The following is a 12,287-nucleotide window of genomic DNA, read 5'->3' on the forward strand; positions in this document are numbered from 1 at the left end:
CAGACAAACATCCCATGCTTCGTTTCTTTCATTGCCCTGGTAACGCAACAGAACCACACCACGCCGACGAGTAATGGCCCACTGGGCGGAGGTCGTTAATTGTTCGCGGATGGCTTCCACCGCGCCGGCTTCGTCATCCAAACCAACCACCCACAGGGTGGCTTGGACGGTGGCCCCGCCCTGCCCCCATTTGCCTTGAAAACGGGCATGGGAGGGGTCCAACAGTTGGCGTTCCAGCCACAGGGGTTTGCCGTCCATATTCAGGGTGAACCGCTGCTCCATGTGGCCGGTGACGAACGGCAGGTTGCTAGCCGGGCGACCCAAAGCGAGGATTTCCCAGCCCAGGCATTTGGCGCCGGTTTCCAGGTCGATGGTGGTGGTCTGCTCGCCCCGGGAGCCGTTGAAGCCGAGGGTTTCCTGGGGCAGGTATTCGAGAACGCCGCCGTTGGCGACGTTCAGGTGTGTGTGCTGCGCCCAGGCAACGCCGTTGCGGTCGGCTTTGTAGAGTTTTGCCGCCGCGGGGGTGGTCACCAGGGTGTGGGCGCCACTGCCAACCGACACGTTGATGTTCAGGGCGTCGCCGCTGACCAGGCCGCCGGGCGGGTGTAGCAGGTACACGTGGCAGCAGCCGGTTTTGCCTTCCGGGTAGAAGGGCCGCTGTACCCGTAACGGCCCTTTGAACCGGGTGCGGGTCATGCGGGTCACCTGCGCGCCCTGTTCCTGCCTGGCGTCGAAGGCCAGGTCCAGGGTGGCGGCCCAGCGCCGGCCCGCGTCGAAGCGGTGGCCGGAGTCGTGGCTCGCGTCGGCGGCGTTGGTGGCGCGGGTTGTTATGGGCTCGTAGGCGGTCATACCGTCAGGTGCTTCTTGATGAGTTCATCAGACAGCTCGGCAATCTCGCCCTCGGCGACGCGGCGGCCGCGGTCCATGATGGCGAAGCGGTCGGCGTATTTGCGGGCGAAGGGCAGTTTCTGCTCCACCAGCAACACCGTCAGGCCGTCTTCCTTGATCAACCGGCGGATGACTTCGCCGATCTGGGCCACGATGTTGGGCTGGATGCCTTCGCCGGGTTCGTCGAGGATCAGTAACTGGGGCTCGATCACCAGGGCGCGGCCGATGGCGAGCTGTTGCTGTTGCCCGCCGGAGAGGTCGCCGCCACGGCGGTTTTTCATTTCCTTGAGCACGGGGAATAGTTCGTAGATGCGCTCGGGGATTTTCTTGCTGCCATCCTTGCGCACGGCCAGGCCGGTGCGCAGGTTTTCTTCCACGGTCAGCAGCGGGAAAATCTGCCGGCCCTGGGGCACGTATCCGATGCCCAGGCGGGAGCGTTCTTCCAGTTTCTGTTTGATCAGTTCGGTGCCGCCATCAAACTGGATGCTGCCGCTGCTGGTGGTTTCCTCCCCCATCACGCATTTCATCAGGGTGGTTTTGCCTACGCCGTTGCGACCCATCACGCAGGTGCACTGGCCTTTGGGCACGTCCAGCTCCAGCTCCCACAGGGTGTGGCTTTCGCCGTAGAACTGGTTCAGCTTTTCGATCTTTAGCATTTGGCTTTCAGTTGGCATCAGGCTTCCTCCCCGAGATACACCTTGATCACTTCCGGGTCGTTGGAGACCTGGTCCATGCTGCCTTCCGCCAGCACGCTGCCCTGGTGCAACACGGTGACCTTGCGGGCGATGGAGCGCACGAAGCCCATGTCGTGCTCCACCACCACAACCGACTGCTTGCCGGCGAGGCTGGTAAGCAGTTCGGCGGTGCGTTCCATTTCCTGTTCGGTCATGCCGGCGACGGGTTCGTCCACCAGCAGCAGGCGCGGCTTCTGCATCAGCAGCATGCCGATTTCCAGCCACTGCTTCTGGCCGTGGGAGAGGATGCCCGCCAGCTGGTTTCGCAAGTCCTGCAGGCCGATGGTTTCCAGCACTTCGCCGATGCGTTCGCGAAACTCCGCTTTCATGGCGGCCCGCAGGGTGGGAATCACCCGCTTGTCGGTGGCCATGGCCAGTTCGAGGTTTTCGAACACCGTTAAGGCTTCGAACACGGTGGGCTTCTGGAACTTGCGGCCGATGCCGAGGGTGGCGATTTCCGGCTCGTTCATGGTCAGCAGGTTGTGGCGGCTGCCGAACCAGACCGAACCGGTGTCCGGGGCGGTTTTACCGGTGATGATGTCCATCATGGTGGTTTTGCCCGCGCCGTTCGGCCCGATGATGCAACGCAGTTCGCCGTCGTCGATGGTCATGTTGAGGTTGTTGATGGCCCGGAAGCCATCGAAGCTCACGTTGACGTCTTCCATGTAGAGGATCGGCCCGTGGCGGGTGTCCACGGGGGAGACCGCCGGGGTCAGGAATTCGAACACCCGGTCGCGGTTGGAAAGCTCCTCGATGATGCTCATGCGGTCGCCTCCGTGGTGGATGGGGCGGTTGGGGTGTCCTGTTCATCCTGTTTGCCCTTGCGGCGGCTGGCCAGCAGGCCGGCGATGCCCTTGGGCAGGAACACGGTGACCAGCACGAACAGGCCACCCAGGGCGAACAGCCAGGCATCCGGCATCACGCCGGTGAACACGGTTTTGGCGTAGTTCACCAGTACCGCGCCGATCACCGCGCCATAGAGCGTTGCGCGGCCGCCAAGGGCAACCCACACCACCACCTCAATGGAAAACAGCGGCGAGAATTCGCTGGGGTTGATGATGCCCACCTGGGGCACGTACAAGGCGCCCGCTACACCCGCCAGCATGGCGGATACCACGAACACGAACAGCTGCACCCGGTCCACCCGGTAGCCCAGGAAGCGGGCGCGGGCTTCGGCATCGCGGCAGGCGATGCTGACCCGGCCCAGCTTGCTGGTGACAATGCCGCGGCAGATCACGTAGCCAATGGCTAGGGCGATGCCGGTGGCGATGAACAGCCCCAAACGGGTGGCGTCGGTGCGCAGGTTGAAGCCGAGGATGTCGCGGAAGTCGGTCAGACCATTGTTACCGCCGAAGCCCATCTCGTTGCGGAAGAACGCCAGCATCAGCGCGAAGGTGAGCGCCTGGGTGATGATGGACAGGTACACGCCGGTGACCCGAGAACGGAAGGCAAGGAAGCCGAACACCAGCGCCAACAGGCCCGGGGCCAGCAGCACCATGATGAAGGCAAACCAGGCCATGTCGAACCCGAGCCAGTACCAGGGCAGTTCCTGCCAGTTCAGGAACACCATGAAGTCCGGCAGGATGGGATCGCCGTAGGTGCCGCGATCGCCGATCTGGCGCATCAGGTACATGCCCATGGCGTAGCCGCCGATGGCAAAGAAGGCACCGTGGCCCAGGCTGAGAATACCGAGGTACCCCCACACCAGATCCACTGCCACCGCGAGCAAGGCGTAACACAGGTATTTGCCCAGCAATGTCACGGTGTAGGCGCTGACATACAGGGCGCTGTCTTCGGGCATGGCCACGTGAAGGAAGGTCACGATGGCCAGGGCTGCAAACAGAACGCCCAGGAAAATCTGCGTGGATCGCTCACGCAAGGGTCGAGTCAACCACATACCTTAACCCTCCGCAGCCCGGCCTTTCTGGGGGAAGAGCCCCTTCGGCCGTTTTTGAATGAACAGGATGATGAAGACCAGCACAATGATCTTCGCGAGTACGGCACCAGCCCAGGGTTCCAGCAACTGGTTGATGGTGCCCAGCGACAACCCGGCGATGAGCGTGCCCCACAGGTTGCCCACGCCACCGAACACCACCACCATGAATGAGTCGATGATGTAGTTCTGGCCCAGGTTGGGGCCGACGTTGGTGAGCTGGGACAGCGCCACACCGGCCAGGCCGGCAACGCCGGAGCCCAGGGCGAAGGTCATGATGTCCACACGGGTCGCGCGGATGCCCATGGAGCGTGCCATGGCGCGATTCTGGGTAACGGCACGCACTTCCAGGCCGAGGCGGGTTTTGCGCATGATCATCATCAGCGCGGCGAAGACGATCAGTGCGAACGCCAATACATAGAGGCGGTTGAGGGTCAGCGAGAGCGCGTCGTTGATTACCAGCGAGCCGCTCATCCACTCCGGTGTCACCACGGTACGGTTCTGGGGCGAGATCACGGTACGCACCAGCTGCTGCAGGATGAGGCTGATACCAAAGGTGGCCAGCAGGGTTTCCAGCGGGCGGCCCTTGAGGAACTGGATTACGCTGCGCTCGATGATGATGCCGGCGGTGGCCGCCACCAGGAAGCCGGCGGGAATCGAGAAAATCAGTGCCAGGCCAGGCTGGCCCGGCAACAGTTGCTGCATGCCCCAGGTGGTGTAGGCGCCCAGCATGATCAATTCGCCGTGGGCCATGTTGATAACGCCCATCACGCCGAAGGTGATGGCCAGGCCGATGGCGGCCAGTACCAGTACGGAACCCAGGCTGAGGCCGAAGTAGAGGGTTTCGGCGGCGCGGTTGAGCTTCAGTTTCTGTTCGATGGAAGCCAGGGCCTGTTCGGCCTTGTCGGCCAGGGCCGGATTGTCGCTGCGCACGGCTTCGTTCAGGGCGGCCCGTGCACGGGGATGAAGGCTGCCGGCCAGTACGTCCACGGCCTCAAGATTACCCTCACCCACTCTGTAAATGGCCAATGCCTCTTCGATGCGGTTGCGCACCGAGGCGTTCTCTTCCCGCTCCAGCTGCGCTTCCAGCGGCTCGACCAGGGAAGCGTCCACTTTGCCCATCATGTCCTGTGCGGAGGCTTCACGCACGTCAGGGTCTGTGGCGTTCAGGTCCAGCATGGCAAGAATGCCCTCAAGCTGGCCCCGTATCCGGTTATTGATGGCGATCCGGTCCAGCTCGCGGCGGGACATTTCGCCCATGTTCTCTCCGGTCAGCGGGTTGGCGATTTCCCAGTCCCGGCCCCGGTTGTTCAGTACGATCACGACCTGGCCGGTGTCGTCTATCCGGCTCAGGCGGTTGTTGCCATAAGCTTCGAGCCAGCCCCTGGCTCTTTCATCACCGCTGCTGACGATGGCATTGATGGCCTCTTCCACGCGGCTGGCGGGCACTTCTGCAAGGTTATTCAGCAGGGCCTTTCCGGGGTCGTCTTCCTGGGCGGAGGCCGGAAGCGAGAGCACGGAAACCAGGGCGATAAGCAGCAATGTGAGCGATCGAAGGATGCTCATGATGATGTCCTGTCGGTTGAAAGCGAGTTGCGGGGGCGACAACCGGGGCAGCATGGCGGCTCCCGGTTGTCTGTATTGCTCTGTTGGCTGCTATGCCTTATTCGGCTTCTTCAGCCGCCATTTCTCCAGCGGAGGCGCCGCACTTGCCGGTTGCAGTGTTGAAACTTCCGCAGAACATCGGCTTGCGCCAGTCGGCGATCAGGTCACGCGAACCCGGCAGGAAGTCAGACCAGGCATCGCCAGCCACGGTAGACGGGGTTTCCCAGACCACGGAGAACTGGCCGTTGTCCTGGATTTCACCGATCAGCACCGGCTTGGTGATGTGGTGGTTGGGCATCATGGTGGCGTAGCCGCCGGTGAGGTTCGGTACGCTCACGCCGATGATGGCGTCTTTGACCGCGTCCACGTCGGTGGTGCCTGCTTTCTTCACCGCTTCGATGTACATGTTGAAGCCGATGTAGTGAGCTTCCATCGGGTCGTTGGTGACGGCTTCTTCGTTGCCTGTGTGCTCGATCCACTGGTCGATGAAGTCGTAGTTGGCATCGCTGTCCACGCTCATGAAGTAGTTCCACGCCGCCAGGTGGCCAACCAGCGGGCCTGTGTCGATACCGGAAAGCTCCTGCTCACCCACGGAGAACGCCACCACCGGAATGTCGGAAGCGGAGATGCCCTGGTTACCCAGTTCACGGTAGAACGGTACGTTGGCGTCGCCGTTGATGGTGGAGACCACGGCGGTCTTCTTACCAGCGGAGCCGAAACGCTTGATGTCAGACACAATGTTCTGCCAGTCGGAGTGACCGAAAGGCGTGTAGTTGATCATGATGTCTTCCTTGGCCACGCCCTGGTCCATCAGGTAAGTCTCAAGGATTTTGTTGGTGGTGCGCGGGTACACATAGTCGGTACCGGCCAGTACCCAGCGTTCAACGCCGATGTTGTTCATCAGGTAGTCCACCGCAGGAATGGCCTGCTGGTTGGGAGCGGCACCGGTATAGAAAACGTTCTCGGAAGATTCTTCACCTTCGTACTGAACCGGGTAGAACAGCAGGCCGTTGAGTTCTTCAACCACCGGCAGTACGGATTTACGGGATACGGACGTCCAGTTGCCGAAAATCACGTCCACTTTTTCCTGAGCCAGAAGCTCACGAGCCTTTTCGGCAAACAGCGGCCAGTTAGAGGCAGGGTCAACCACAACTGCTTCCAGTTCACGGCCCAGAACACCACCTTCGGCGTTCTGCTTGGCGATGAGCATTTCGACGGTGTCTTTCAGCACGGTTTCACTGATGGCCATGGTGCCGGAGAGGGAGTGGAGGATGCCGACCTTAATGGGATCTTCGGCGGCCGCTGCGTTAAGAGACATTGAGAGAGCCAGCGCTGACAGGCCCAGTTTCACGTGTTTTCTAATCGTCATGTTGTGCATCCTTTTCGGATTGATTGGTGTTATTGCCCCAAAATGCACCAACACCTCTGCATCAGCTGTTCCAGAATTAAAAACACGCTTTATTTTTCAGTCAGTTAAATGACATTTGATAACCACTTACCGGACTTTCGAACCAGCAGTAATGCACCACGATGAATCGCCACTCCGCTAAGCGCACTATTACGATGCGCCAAACCCACAAACCTGCAATTCTATGAACTTAAAAAATAACCTGTTGTTTTAAATGTTGTTTTTATTCTGATGCCAACTGGCCTCTGGTTATTGTCAAAAAATGGGGCAACAGAATGGTCAACTCTGGTGCTCCAGACCCTTAATCGTGCACCGGAGCTGTAAACGGGAAAATCCAGAAAATGCATGAACATACGTTCAATCTTCACCTGTCCGTTTGATTACAAATCTGTAAGAGATATCGCACAGATAAGGGAGCGAATGTCCGATTTCTTGAGAATGACTCCCATGTAGAATGGTCAACGTCAAGGATGAGAAGCCGGCAAGGAAAGCTGGCTCAGGGAAGATAACTCCACGGATCAGGAGTTGCCCAGGGAATCAGGGCCACAGGGACGAACACCAGGGAAGACGCGCACAGGATGGTGCGCAGCCTGAAGGATCAGGCATGGGGTCAGCCACGGGCTCAGGAGCATAGGGAATGTGTTCCTGTCCGTGCACTTCCCCATCTCGCCGGTTACTTTTTCTTTTCCAACCAGCTCCGCCGCTTTTACGTCCTGACGAATAATCAGACACGTAAAATCACTCTCAGGAGCAAAGCAAGAATGAAACGCACCCCTTTTATCGCCATGATGGTCCTTCTGTTCAGCCTGTTCACCGGTTTCGCCCACGCTGAACCCGCCACCATCAACATCAACACCGCCGACATCGAAACCCTGGCCAGTCTCAACGGCATCGGGCAGAGCAAAGCCGAAGCGATTGTGGCCTATCGCGATGCCAACGGTCCTTTCCAGTCCCGCAACGACCTGACCAACGTCAAGGGCATTGGTGAGCGCACGGTTGAAAAGAACGCCGAGCGCCTGACGGTCGAATAACGCTATTCGGGCAGTGGCCGGCTGCCACTGCCCGCTCCCCAACACCAGCTACCAACCCACCCGTTTTCCGAGCACGCAGACTCCCCATAAAGTCGCCTGGCAACTACCAGGGCCCCGCCCTATTATTGTGGCTCAGAGAGACAATAATAATCGCGAGCGACGGCACTATGGTTGATCCCATCAAGGTTTACCCGGCCAAACCTTCCAAGGTCTATTTCTACGGCACCTGCCTGGTCGACATGTTCTATCCCGATGCGGGCATGGCCGGCATCCAGTTGCTGGAGCGGGAAGGCATTCAGGTCATCTACCCTGAAGACCAGACCTGCTGTGGCCAGCCTGCCTACACCTCCGGCTATCACGACGAAGCCCGCGCAGTCGCCCGCGCCCAACTCGGCCTGTTTCCGGAAGACTGGCCGATTGTGGTGCCCTCCGGTTCCTGTGGCGGCATGATGCGCAAGCATTACCCGGCGCTGTTCAAGGACACCTCCGATGAAGTCGCGGCCGCTGAAATTGCCGGGCGGGTATGGGAACTGACGGACTTTCTGGTGAACGTGTGCCACATTAAACTGGACGACCTGGGTGAACCCACCACCGTAGCCATGCACACCTCCTGCTCCGCCCGCCGTGAAATGGGTGTGGCGGAAGTCGGCCCCAAGCTGCTGGGGCAGCTAAAAAACGTCAACCTTGTAGAACAGGTTCGAGCGGAGGAATGCTGCGGCTTTGGCGGTACCTTCGCGGTGCGCCATCCGGAAATTTCCGGGGCCATGGTCAGCGAGAAAGTGGACACCCTGGTGGACACCGGCGCCAAAGAGTTTGTCACCACGGACTGCGGATGTTTGATGAACATCGCCGGGTACGCTGAGAAAAACCAGAAGCCGGTGACCGGCCAGCACATTCTGAGTTTCCTCTGGGAACGCACCAGCAGTGGAGGTGAACAGTCATGAGCGAGACAACACACGGCTCTTCACACCATTCCGCCCATCACATCGATGTAAAAGAGTTCCACCCGCGCGCCCGGGCGGCCATCCACAACCCGCAGGTTCGCCAGAACTTTCGTAAGGCGATGGACGGTCTGATGACCAAGCGCAAGTCCGCCTTTGAAGGTTGGGACCTGGAAACCCTTCGGGACTTGGGTGCCAACATTCGCATGCGGGCCCTGGCCAGCCTGCCGGATTTGCTGGAGCAACTGGAACAGAAGCTGACCGAGAACGGCATTACCGTGCATTGGGCCACCGACGGTGATGAAGCCTGCCGTATCGTGCGCGATATCTGCGTGGCGCGGGACGCCAAAACGGCGATCAAAGGCAAGTCCATGGTCTCTGAGGAAATGGAGCTGAACCATTACCTTGAGGAACAAGGCATCGAGGCGCTGGAGTCGGACCTTGGCGAGTACATTGTGCAACTGGCGGAAGAAACACCCTCGCACATCATCATGCCGGCGATTCACAAGAACACTGGCGAGATCTCCCAACTGCTGCACGACAAAACCGGCACCGACCTTTCCAACGACGTGGAATACCTGACTGCGAATGCCCGATTGCAGTTGCGGGAAAAGTTCCGTAATGCCGACGTGGGCATTTCCGGCGTTAACTTTGCGGTGGCCGAAACCGGCACCCTGTGCCTGGTGGAAAACGAAGGCAATGGCCGTATGACCACCACAGTGCCACCCTGCCACATTGCCGTGACCGGCATTGAGAAGGTGGTGCCCAATCTGGAAGACGTGACTGCCCTGCTGGCGCTACTGACCCGTTCCGCCACCGGCCAGCACATTACCACCTACTTCAATATGATTTCCGGCCCCCGCAAGGCCAACGAGATGGACGGCCCGGAAGAGGTTCACGTGGTGCTGGTGGACAATGGCCGCTCCACCATCTATCAGGATGACGAGCTGCTGGACACCCTGCGCTGCATTCGCTGCGGCGCCTGCATGAACCACTGCCCGGTGTATACGCGGGTGGGCGGCCACACCTATGGCACCACCTACCCCGGCCCCATCGGTAAAATCCTGATGCCGCATATGGTGGGCCTTGATGAAGGCCGGCATCTGCCGACGGCCTCAAGCCTGTGTGGGGCATGTGGTGAAGTCTGCCCCGTTAAGATCCCGATTCCGGACCTGCTGGTGCGGCTGCGACAGGAATCCGTTGACGGGGACAAGCTGCACCCCGCCAAGGTTCGTGGCCATGGCGCCAAACGCAGTAGCGTGGAAGCCATGATCTGGAAGGGCTGGAGCTGGATGCACGCCAAACCCGGCCTCTATCGCCTGGGCACAAGCCTGGGCGCACGATTCCGCAAGCTGCAGCCAGGCAAGATTGGCGCCTGGACGCAATACCGAACCGCGCCAAAACTGGCGCCCAAAACCCTGCACGAACGGATGAAGGAGCGTGGCCAATGAGTTCCAGAGACGCCATTCTCCAGCGCCTGCGCAACCGCACCGGCGGTGAACTGACGGCCCCGGAATGCGATTTTTCAGTGCTTGATCGTCCGGACTGGAGCACCGCTGAACGGCTGGACATGTTCGAACGGACCATCGAATCGGTTCATGGGGAAGTGCATCGCACCACGGAATCCGGCTGGATTGACCGGTTGGCTGAAATCCTTCAGAGCCGCGGCGCCCAGACCCTGCTGATTGCCAAGGAACATGAGATCGGCCAGGCCCTGAGAAGCGCCACCAAAGACCGCGAGGACCTGCCGCAACTGCTGGTGTACGACGAGCCCATCGAAAGCTGGCAGGAAGCACTGTTCAATGAGGTGGACGCCGGCATCACCTCTACCCGGGGCGGCATTGCCGAAACCGGGTCACTGATTCTTTGGCCGACGGCGGATGAGCCCCGGCTGATGAGCCTGGTGCCGCCCATTCATATTGCGATCCTGAAGGCCAGTGAGTTGTACACCACGTTCCACGATGCCATGCAATCCCAGAACTGGGCCGCTGGCATGCCAACCAATGCGCTGTTAGTCTCCGGGCCTTCGAAGACCGCTGATATCGAGCAAACTCTCGCTTACGGTGTTCACGGTCCCAAGGAACTCATCGTACTGGTTATTGAATGATCCGAGGCGCATTACTGATTGCCCTGGCCGCCCTGCTCTGGGCGACCACGGGTATCGTGGCAAAATTCCTGTTTTCCGGCTCCGACCTGCAGGCAGTGACACTGGGCTTCCTAAGGCTGGCGGTCGCTTTACCCTTCTTCTTTGGGCTGATGCTCAAGGAGCAACGCGCGCTCGCTCGCAGTGCAACCTCTCCGCCAAAGTTCACCCGTAAAGCTCTGGTTCCGCTTGTGGCCCTTGGCTTCTTCCAGGCGATCTATCAGGGCAGCTACCTGCTGGCCGTGGACATGACCGGTGCAGGTATCGCCACGCTGATTGCCCTGTGCCTGGCACCCGTGCTTGTCGCCATCATGGCGGCGCCCCTGCTGGGCGAGAAACCGGGCGTGGTGACGATGCTGGCGCTGGCTGCCGCCATTGCCGGCACCGCGATGCTGGTGATCAGCGACATGGACAGTGCTGGCCATCTTCGCCTCGGTGGCATCCTGGTGGCGGTTCTGGCGGCGCTGGTGTATGCCGGGTTTACGCTGACCAGCCGGCACACGTCCACCGGTACTCCGGTGTTCACCACGGCGTTCATCTGCTTTTTTACCGCCGCGCTGATCCTGCTGCCTGTCGTTGCGCTGAGTGGTGGTTTTGACGGGCTACAAAGCCTGGAATTTTCGCAGTGGCTGATGGTGGCCTACATCGGTATTGTGCCGACCTGCCTGGGGTATGTGAGTTTCTTCAGCGGTATGAAGACAACACCGGCTACTCTGTCGAGCATTATCGTGACTCTGGAGCCGCTGTTCGTGGCCATGCTTGCCTGGGTAATTCTGGGTGAGGAATTGGGGGTGATCGGTATTGCCGGGGCGTTGATTCTGACGGCGGCGGTGATCGTGGCCTCTCGCAGCAGTGCCGGGAGTCGTCCCGACACTGCCTGATACCGCCGAGTCAGGCGGTTTACTCTTCCTCTTCTACCCGGCGCTGCTTTTCGAGCATGTTCGGCTGCAGGATTTCGATCCAGTAGCCGTCCGGGTCCTTGATGAACGCCAGGCCCTTCATTTTGCCGTCGTCCGGCTTCTTGACGAAGTCCACACCCAGTTTTTCAAAGCGATCGCAGGCGCTGTATACGTCCGGCACCGCTACGCCGATGTGGCCAAAGCCCTGGGGCTCGTCGTTGCCATTATGGTAGCCAAACTCTTCATCGTTTTCGGTGCCCCAGTTGTGGGTCAGTTCGAGCATGGCTTCGCGGCCAAAGATGAAGGTGGTGCGGTGAGCGTCGTCGTTGGGGACCATGTTGGCCTGGCGGTCGTCGAGGTAGGCGAGGAAGTAGAGGGTGAATTTCATTTCCGGGAAGTCGAGTTTTCTGACGAGGCGCATGCCCATTACCCGGGTGTAGAAGTCCATGGAGCGCTCGGGGTCTTTGATGCGCATCATGGTTTGGTTGAAGACGTAGCCTTCGGTTTCGGGGACGGTTGCTTCGTGCAGGCCGGGGGCTTGTTCGAAGTGTTTGGGCATGGGAGCTCCCTTTTATGGGTTCAGGATTCAACCATTATACTTGCGTGCGTTGCGGGGAGATTTCAAGGGCAAAAAAAGGCCCCACAGTCAGAGACACAAAACCTGTGGGGCCTTGGAAACTTTTTTGATTGCATGGTTGGGGGGGG

General features: G+C 59.9%; 12 protein-coding genes. 5 read left to right on the forward strand and 7 right to left on the reverse strand.

The features are described from left to right. The 6 genes from MDG893_RS19550 to urtA all read right to left on the reverse strand — a co-directional run. Positions 1 to 849: urease accessory protein UreD (locus MDG893_RS19550; protein ID WP_007155572.1), on the reverse strand; the 849-nt coding region annotated here is incomplete at its 3' end. Further along, the gene (urtE, locus tag MDG893_RS19555; RefSeq protein WP_040474818.1) at positions 846 to 1,544 is read right to left on the reverse strand and encodes an urea ABC transporter ATP-binding subunit UrtE; all 699 of its coding nucleotides are present in this window, start codon (positions 1,542 to 1,544) and stop codon (positions 846 to 848) included. The genes urtE and MDG893_RS19550, both read right to left, overlap by 4 nt. Positions 1,545 to 1,561: 17 nt before the next feature. Next, positions 1,562 to 2,386 (reverse strand): urea ABC transporter ATP-binding protein UrtD, encoded by an 825-nt coding sequence (gene urtD, locus MDG893_RS19560; RefSeq protein ID WP_007155574.1) that lies wholly within the window; start codon positions 2,384 to 2,386, stop codon positions 1,562 to 1,564. Beyond that, complete coding sequence (gene urtC / locus MDG893_RS19565; protein ID WP_007155575.1) at positions 2,383 to 3,519, reverse strand: urea ABC transporter permease subunit UrtC; 1,137 nt, start codon at positions 3,517 to 3,519, stop codon at positions 2,383 to 2,385. Before urtC ends, urtD begins: the two co-directional genes overlap by 4 nt. 3 nt (positions 3,520 to 3,522) lie before the next feature. Then, complete coding sequence (gene urtB, locus MDG893_RS19570) at positions 3,523 to 5,121, reverse strand: urea ABC transporter permease subunit UrtB (protein ID WP_040474819.1); 1,599 nt, start codon at positions 5,119 to 5,121, stop codon at positions 3,523 to 3,525. A gap of 97 nt (positions 5,122 to 5,218) precedes the next feature. Beyond that, complete coding sequence (gene urtA / locus MDG893_RS19575) at positions 5,219 to 6,529, reverse strand: urea ABC transporter substrate-binding protein (RefSeq protein WP_007155577.1); 1,311 nt, start codon at positions 6,527 to 6,529, stop codon at positions 5,219 to 5,221. A gap of 800 nt (positions 6,530 to 7,329) precedes the next feature. Here urtA and MDG893_RS19580 point away from each other — a divergent pair. From MDG893_RS19580 to MDG893_RS19600, 5 genes are all read left to right on the forward strand, one after another. Beyond that, positions 7,330 to 7,599 carry a ComEA family DNA-binding protein gene (locus MDG893_RS19580; protein ID WP_007155578.1) on the forward strand — a complete coding sequence of 90 codons (270 nt, stop codon included), beginning with the start codon at positions 7,330 to 7,332 and terminating at the stop codon, positions 7,597 to 7,599. A 167-nt stretch (positions 7,600 to 7,766) separates the two neighbouring features. Next, complete coding sequence (locus MDG893_RS19585) at positions 7,767 to 8,543, forward strand: (Fe-S)-binding protein (RefSeq protein WP_007155579.1); 777 nt, start codon at positions 7,767 to 7,769, stop codon at positions 8,541 to 8,543. After that, a complete protein-coding gene (locus MDG893_RS19590) occupies positions 8,540 to 9,991 on the forward strand; it encodes a LutB/LldF family L-lactate oxidation iron-sulfur protein (RefSeq protein WP_007155580.1) in 1,452 nt (483 codons plus the stop codon). The genes MDG893_RS19585 and MDG893_RS19590 overlap by 4 nt, the downstream gene beginning before the upstream one ends. After that, on the forward strand, positions 9,988 to 10,647 hold the full coding sequence (locus tag MDG893_RS19595; protein ID WP_007155581.1) for a LutC/YkgG family protein: 660 nt from the start codon (positions 9,988 to 9,990) through the stop codon (positions 10,645 to 10,647). The genes MDG893_RS19590 and MDG893_RS19595 overlap by 4 nt, the downstream gene beginning before the upstream one ends. After that, on the forward strand, positions 10,644 to 11,564 hold the full coding sequence (locus MDG893_RS19600) for a DMT family transporter (RefSeq protein ID WP_007155582.1): 921 nt from the start codon (positions 10,644 to 10,646) through the stop codon (positions 11,562 to 11,564). The genes MDG893_RS19595 and MDG893_RS19600 overlap by 4 nt, the downstream gene beginning before the upstream one ends. Positions 11,565 to 11,583: 19 nt before the next feature. On the opposite strand, the gene gloA is transcribed toward MDG893_RS19600, so the two are convergent. Next, complete coding sequence (gene gloA, locus MDG893_RS19605) at positions 11,584 to 12,141, reverse strand: lactoylglutathione lyase (protein ID WP_007155583.1); 558 nt, start codon at positions 12,139 to 12,141, stop codon at positions 11,584 to 11,586. Positions 12,142 to 12,287 lie beyond the last annotated feature (146 nt).

This window comes from Marinobacter algicola DG893, from assembly GCF_000170835.1.
Taxonomy (GTDB): domain Bacteria; phylum Pseudomonadota; class Gammaproteobacteria; order Pseudomonadales; family Oleiphilaceae; genus Marinobacter; species Marinobacter algicola.

Excerpts from the sequence above, each read along its gene's own strand:
- urtE (WP_040474818.1), bottom strand. The coding sequence starts at position 1,544 with ATGCTAAAGATCGAAAAGCTGAACCAGTTCTACGGCGAAAGCCACACC.
- urtD (WP_007155574.1), bottom strand. The coding sequence starts at position 2,386 with ATGAGCATCATCGAGGAGCTTTCCAACCGCGACCGGGTGTTCGAATTC.
- urtC (WP_007155575.1), bottom strand. The coding sequence starts at position 3,519 with ATGTGGTTGACTCGACCCTTGCGTGAGCGATCCACGCAGATTTTCCTG.
- urtB (WP_040474819.1), bottom strand. The coding sequence starts at position 5,121 with ATGAGCATCCTTCGATCGCTCACATTGCTGCTTATCGCCCTGGTTTCC.
- urtA (WP_007155577.1), bottom strand. The coding sequence starts at position 6,529 with ATGACGATTAGAAAACACGTGAAACTGGGCCTGTCAGCGCTGGCTCTC.
- MDG893_RS19580 (WP_007155578.1), top strand. The coding sequence starts at position 7,330 with ATGAAACGCACCCCTTTTATCGCCATGATGGTCCTTCTGTTCAGCCTG.
- MDG893_RS19585 (WP_007155579.1), top strand. The coding sequence starts at position 7,767 with ATGGTTGATCCCATCAAGGTTTACCCGGCCAAACCTTCCAAGGTCTAT.
- MDG893_RS19590 (WP_007155580.1), top strand. The coding sequence starts at position 8,540 with ATGAGCGAGACAACACACGGCTCTTCACACCATTCCGCCCATCACATC.
- MDG893_RS19595 (WP_007155581.1), top strand. The coding sequence starts at position 9,988 with ATGAGTTCCAGAGACGCCATTCTCCAGCGCCTGCGCAACCGCACCGGC.
- MDG893_RS19600 (WP_007155582.1), top strand. The coding sequence starts at position 10,644 with ATGATCCGAGGCGCATTACTGATTGCCCTGGCCGCCCTGCTCTGGGCG.
- gloA (WP_007155583.1), bottom strand. The coding sequence starts at position 12,141 with ATGCCCAAACACTTCGAACAAGCCCCCGGCCTGCACGAAGCAACCGTC.